A 5,497-nucleotide genomic window follows, 5' to 3' on the forward strand; every position below is an offset into this window, starting at 1 on the left:
GACGCCCGTGAACAACGGATGCGCCAACACCGCCCGATCGACCATGCCCCTCACCACACGAGCATGCCCACCCGCTATCACGCACCAACTCGTAACGAGTTGGTGCGTGATAGCGGGTGAGGCGTCGTTGCTGGCAAGTGGCATGATCCGGCTGTGGCGTTCATGGTCAATCGGGCGGTTCTCGCGCATCGGCTGTTCACGGGGATCTCTCGGCGTCATCTCGCCTGTCTGGTTCAGGAGTTGGCCATGCCGTGGCAGGCCGGAGTCGAGGGGCGTCGCTATGCTGCGCGAGGCGGGGTCAGGGAGCGGGCCGCAGGGGCCGGAGCCCGTCACCAACTGGTCTTCGTCGACCGGCTGACGGCCACGCTCATTCATCTGCGGCACGACCTTCCGCACGCTGTCCTGGGGCTGCTGTTCGGGGTCGACCGGTCCACCATCACCCTTGCAATCGGAGAAGTACGCACCCTGCTGGCCGAGCGGGGGTGCGCGGTCCCCGACAGTCCTGGCCTGCGTCTTCGGACCCTGGCGGATGTGTTCGCCTACGCCCAGACCGAGGGCATCGAGCTCCGCCTGGACGCCACCGAGATCCAGGTCCGCAGGCCACCGGCCAGCCGCGGCGGACGGCGCGCGTTCGTCTCGGGCAAGAAGAAGCAGAACACCATGAAGGCCACCGTCATAGCTGACTGGCGCGGCCGTACGTTATGGACCGATGCCCTGCGACCTGGCCGCATGCATGACGCGACCGCTGCCCGCAACGAAGGCGTCGCCGTGTGCTTCCAGCACTTCCCCGACGTCGAGGTTCTCTTGGACGATGGCTACCTGGGTTTGAGTCGTGACCATCCCGGCCAGGCGATCACCCCGCCCAGAAAGCCCCGGCCCGGAGCACTGCCCGGAAGAGTCGAACAGTGGGAACGTGACCGTCACGGGCACTCGTCCGACCGCATCACGGTCGAACACGCCCTCGCCGACCACAAACGCTGGAACCAACTGACCCGCTGGACACACCGACGAGACCGCCTGCCCGACACCTACCGAGCCATCGCCGGCCTCGTCTCCGACCGCACCGCCAACATCTGAAAAAAGCCCCCGAGCAGACCAAACACGCCTCAACCGCTATCACGCACCAACTCGTAAAAGGGGGAGCCAGACGGGCCCGTCGCCGGTCGACCGCGGCCGGGCAGGCTCAAAACACCACTTGATCACCGACGGGCACGGCACCCCGCTCGCTGTCCTGCTGACCGGCGGCAACCGCAACGACGTCACTCAGCTTTTGCCGCTGCTCGATGCGATCCCGCCAGTCCGTAGCCGGGTCGGCCGTCCTCGCCGCAAGCCCGACTCGCTATTCGCCGACCGCGGCTACGACCACGACATCTACCGCGACCAGGTCCGCGCTCGCGGCATTGTGCCGGCCATCGCCAGACGCGGAACCCGGCATGGCACTGGGCTGGGTACTTACCGGTGGGTGGTCGAGCGGACCTTTGCCTGGCTGCACGGCTTCCGGCGTCTGCGGATCCGCTGGGAACGGCGGGCCGACATCCACGAGGCATTCCTGAAACTCGCCTGCTGCCTCATTACCCACCGGCAACTCGGCTCACTGCGTTAGCCGTTGTAAGCGCCGAGCGACTCGATCAGGTGATCATCGAGGTCGGCGAACCAGTCCTCGCGCCGCCACGGCCGCAGGTCGCTGCGGGCACGGCGCAGCCGGATCGAGGCGACCCTGCCGCCGGTCGCCGAGGCAGCGTCAATGCACCCGTGCAGCAGCTCGGCCGCCGACTCGGGCTCGTCGAGGCGGATCCGGGCGAGCGCCCGGTCGGTCGTCACGATCGCCCGCTGTACGCGTTCGCGTGGCGCCTGCAGTGCCTCGGGCGACCGGGTGAAGTAGTCGTGGGCTTCCGCGGGGTCACCGACGTACAGCGACGTGACCCCTTCGAACCCGCGCAGGTGTGCGGGCGAGAACGACGTCGACGCCGGGTCGCCGTCGCGGTCGCCGGCCATGTCGTACCACGCGAGGGCGAGCGCTGCCTGCGCGTGCCGTTCCTGGCCGGCTCGGGCCGCGATCTCCGCCTGCAGGGCGTGGGCCCGCGCCCGGACCGTCACGCTCTCGCCGGCCCGTGCGTCACGTACGGCGGCGTCGACGAGGCGTTGCGCTGCCTCGATGCCGGGCGTCGAGTACAGGGTGACCAGGGCGTGACTCATGTGGACGACGGCGCGGCGCCACGGCGAGCCGATACCGCCCGCGGCGGCGGTCGCCTCGGTGTACAGCGCCCGCGATGCCTCGTCGTCGCGTGTTTCGAAGGCCGCCCGGCCGGCGAGGGTGTACGCCTCCGCGGCGACCGTCTGCAAGCCGGGCAGCAGCGGCTCGGGGACGGGTGCGTCGAGCAGCCGGCGGCACGACTCGACGATCGGTGCGAGCAAGAGCTGCACCCGCACGAACGGCACACTGCCGACTTGCCCGTTCACGTCGCCGACGGCGAGATGCATCGCGGCGAGCAGACCCTCGTCGAGCCTCGACGGGTCGGCAAGCGCCGTCGACAGTGCGAGTTGCGTCGACGGGCCGAGCAGTGCGAGCAGCCCGCCGCCGCCGTCTGTCGCAGTCTTGACGAGCAGCGTGCGCAGCTCGTCGAGGCGGCGCTCGCTCTCGCCGAGATACGCGAGCGCGTCGAGCAGCTCGCCGAAGTCGCTGCCGGCACCGAGGGACATGTGCCCGTCGGCGCCGCGGGCGTACAGATGGGCGAGCAGCAGTTGATACCGCTCGCCGGGCAGGATCGGCGCCTTGCTGGACTCCCACCGTGCGACGGACCGCTGCACACTCGTGGCGCTGGAGTCGAGCGGCTGCCCGAGTTCGGCAGCCTTGCCGATGATGGCTCGCGCGGTGTCGGCGAGGGACCAACCACGCCCGAGCCGTAGCCGTTTGAGTGTGGCAGCGCGGACGAGTTTGCCGTGCGCGCTCATGCCCTCATGATGCACGCTCCGTAGGTCATACGGGCACGATCAGTCGTGGTTTCCCCTGTGAGTCTGCATAGTTGATCGTCTGCCAGGTGCCCGAGGCGCCCTCGGGCCCTTCGAGCGGGAACCCGATCACTATCTGCGCGCGGTCGACCATGTACCTGTTGCGGGCGTGGTACGCGGGCGTTCGCAGCTCGGCGGCGCCGAGTTCGACGATTTCGGCGATCCGGTCGCGGCAACGCTCGATCGCCTGCCGTGCCTCGGCCGGCTGCTGTGCCACGGTGCCCGGCGCGACGACAGTGATCCGTGCTTTCGAGTTACCGGCGAGCCACAGCAGAGTGAGGCTGTCGATACCGACCGCGCCGCCGATGTAGAACTCGGCGTCGCCGGCCGCCCACGGCGCAAGGTAGGTGCCGAACAAGTTGCTAAACCAGGTTAGTTCGCGGTGTCCGGTCTGCCGTGTACCGGTAATCGCTGCAGCTAGCGACATGATCAACTCCGTGTCATAGGTTGTCAGATCCCGCGGCTGCACGCCTCGCGGTGGGATCGAAGCATGGACGCGATGACCGCCTCGGCCGCCATTCTGGCCGAACAGCTCGCAGCGCGCGGGCTGTCTGTGACGAATCAGGATCCTCACGCGGTAAGCGTGACGAACCCCTTGCACCCCGGACTCGGTGAGACCGTCACCGCGCAGGGTGGCCGGTACCTCACCGACTACGGATACGAGATCGGCGAGCACGGCGACGAGCCCGCGACCGCCGACCGTGTTGCGTTCCTGCTCGGGCTGCCTCGCGTGTGCCTCCCCACGCAGGCGACGGCCCGCCCGGAGGGCGTCAGGTGATCGAGGAACCGCGCAAGAGTATCGACGGCGTTCGGCTCGTGGCCGGCGGATTCGACGGATTCACGCAACTCGACTGGATCAGAGAAGTCGGCGCGAGCGTCACAGGCGCACTCGCCGCATGGGATCAGGGCGAACTCGTCGAGGCGCCCGTCGGTAAGTGGCTGTTGTCGTTCCGATCTTGAGGGGTGTCGGTCGAACGGGCGTCTCGATCGGGTGAGCTACCCTGTCGGCCGTGGACACGCCTCCTGAGCAGCCAAGCTGCCCCGACTGCGGGCGGTCGCTGAAGAGCCTGGGTCTTGTCCTGTCTCTCCGCGACGAAGACCAGAAGCGCGTGTGCCGCCATGCGTGGAAGTGTTCGGCGGGTCACTTCTGGTGGCGCTGGGCGGATCGGCCTGCGGAGCCCCTGGAGGTCTGCCCCTACCCGCGGCTCTTTCGAAGTTAGTGACGGTCGTTGGCCCGCTCTCCGAGCGGTTTCGGTCGAGCGGAGATCTCGATCGGGTGGCCGCGGCGGCTACCACGCATGAAAGCAGGGCCTCTTGGTAGCTCGAAGGGTGTCTACGCCAACGACCATTCCAGGAGACCCTGTTGTCGCATTTCTACGGCATCGCGGATGCGGGGTCCACTTCGGCCACCCTCGCGTGTGACTGCCTGGCTCACAGGTTCGGGAACGCCGGCGACCACGGGGTGCGCGAACGCCGCTACCCGACCGACATGACCGACGCCGAGTGGGCGGCCGTCCGGCCGCTGCTGCCGGTTCCGGGATGGCTGCGCGGCCGGGGCGGCCAACCGGAGGCCTACTGCCACCGAGCGATACTGGACGCGATCCGCTACCTCGTCGACAACGCAACGAAGTGGCGAGCCATCCCAGTCGACTTCCCACCCTGGGACCGGGTCTATGCGTTCTTCCGACGCTGGCGCGACCACGGCCTAGTCCGCGAGTTCCACGACCGCCTCCGCCGAAAGGTCCGCGAGCAGGCCGGACGGGATCCGGAACCGAGCGCCGGGATGATCGACTCCCAGTCCGTCAAGGCGGACGCCGTCGTCGGATCCGACAGCCGCGGCTTCGACGGCGGAAAATTGATCAACGGCCGCAAGCGGCACGCCGTGGTCGACACGCTCGGCCTGCTGCTCGCGGTCATGGTCACCGCCGCGGACGTCGGCGACCGCGCCGCCGCCCAGGTGCTGCTCGCCCAGGTCGCCGCCGCGCACCACCGACTGGCTCTGGTGTGGGCCGACGGCGGCTACACCGGCAGCCTCGTCGAATACAGCCTCGCCGTCCTCGCCGTGGTCCTGGCCATCGTCAAGCGCAGCGACGACATGAGCGGCTTCGTGGTGCTACCGAAGAGGTGGATCGTGGAGAGGTTCTTCGCTCACCTGATGCAAAGCCGCCGCCTCGTGCGCGACTTCGAGCGCTCCACTAGCAGCGCGGAGGCGATGGTCTACTGGTCGATGACGATGCTCATGACGCGCCGCCTTGCCCGGCCACGTCCTTCGCGAGCGTGAACTTGCCCGGCGCCGACTCGACCAGCCAACCCCGGGCCACCAGCCGCTTCGCCTTCGACCGCAGCGCTTCCACCTTCGCCGGCACCGGGCCCAGGCCGAAGCAGGCCGCCACCTCCTGGCACGTCAAAGGTCCTTGACCGAGCCGGCTCCGGTCCGCGAGAGCCTGCAGGATGCGCTGATAGTCCACCGAGAGCGCCGAGCAGGCCA

6 protein-coding genes and 2 pseudogenes are annotated in these 5,497 nt (G+C 68.7%); 5 read left to right on the plus strand and 3 right to left on the minus strand.

Translation table 11 applies throughout. The features are described 5' to 3' along the window. The first annotated feature begins 162 nt into the window (after nt 1-162). Together ACWD3E_RS43060 and ACWD3E_RS43065 are read left to right on the plus strand one after the other, a co-directional pair. Entirely contained in the window at nt 163-1,077 is a 915-nt protein-coding gene (locus ACWD3E_RS43060) for a transposase family protein (protein WP_451392912.1), read from the plus strand. Nucleotides 1,078-1,138: 61 nt separating this feature from the next. Next, nucleotides 1,139-1,603, plus strand: a pseudogene (locus ACWD3E_RS43065) (IS5 family transposase); the annotation flags it as partial. On the opposite strand, the gene ACWD3E_RS43070 reads toward ACWD3E_RS43065, so the two are convergent. Beyond that, nucleotides 1,600-2,952 carry a hypothetical protein gene (locus tag ACWD3E_RS43070; RefSeq protein ID WP_451392908.1) on the minus strand — a complete coding sequence of 451 codons (1,353 nt, stop codon included), beginning with the start codon at nt 2,950-2,952 and terminating at the stop codon, nt 1,600-1,602. The pseudogene ACWD3E_RS43065 and the gene ACWD3E_RS43070 overlap by 4 nt on opposite strands. Before the next feature lie 25 nt (nt 2,953-2,977). After that, on the minus strand, nt 2,978-3,436 hold the full coding sequence (locus tag ACWD3E_RS43075) for a hypothetical protein (RefSeq protein ID WP_451392913.1): 459 nt from the start codon (nt 3,434-3,436) through the stop codon (nt 2,978-2,980). 156 nt (nt 3,437-3,592) lie between these two features. On the opposite strand from ACWD3E_RS43075, the gene ACWD3E_RS43080 reads away from it, so the two are divergent. The 3 genes from ACWD3E_RS43080 to ACWD3E_RS43090 all read left to right on the plus strand — a co-directional run bounded on the left by ACWD3E_RS43080 (nt 3,593) and on the right by ACWD3E_RS43090 (nt 5,290). Further along, on the plus strand, nt 3,593-3,787 hold the full coding sequence (locus ACWD3E_RS43080) for a hypothetical protein (RefSeq protein WP_451392909.1): 195 nt from the start codon (nt 3,593-3,595) through the stop codon (nt 3,785-3,787). Then, a complete protein-coding gene (locus ACWD3E_RS43085; protein WP_451392910.1) occupies nt 3,784-3,969 on the plus strand; it encodes a hypothetical protein in 186 nt (61 codons plus the stop codon). Before ACWD3E_RS43080 ends, ACWD3E_RS43085 begins: the two co-directional genes overlap by 4 nt. A gap of 403 nt (nt 3,970-4,372) precedes the next feature. Next, entirely contained in the window at nt 4,373-5,290 is a 918-nt protein-coding gene (locus tag ACWD3E_RS43090) for an IS5 family transposase (protein ID WP_451392911.1), read from the plus strand. Here ACWD3E_RS43090 and ACWD3E_RS43095 read toward each other — a convergent pair. Continuing rightward, nucleotides 5,247-5,497, minus strand: a pseudogene (locus ACWD3E_RS43095) (hypothetical protein); the annotation flags it as partial. The gene ACWD3E_RS43090 and the pseudogene ACWD3E_RS43095 overlap by 44 nt on opposite strands.

The organism is Streptomyces sp. NPDC002676, from assembly GCF_053592455.1.

Excerpts from the sequence above, each read along its gene's own strand:
- ACWD3E_RS43060 (WP_451392912.1), top strand. The coding sequence starts at position 163 with ATGGTCAATCGGGCGGTTCTCGCGCATCGGCTGTTCACGGGGATCTCT.
- ACWD3E_RS43070 (WP_451392908.1), bottom strand. The coding sequence starts at position 2,952 with ATGAGCGCGCACGGCAAACTCGTCCGCGCTGCCACACTCAAACGGCTA.
- ACWD3E_RS43075 (WP_451392913.1), bottom strand. The coding sequence starts at position 3,436 with ATGTCGCTAGCTGCAGCGATTACCGGTACACGGCAGACCGGACACCGC.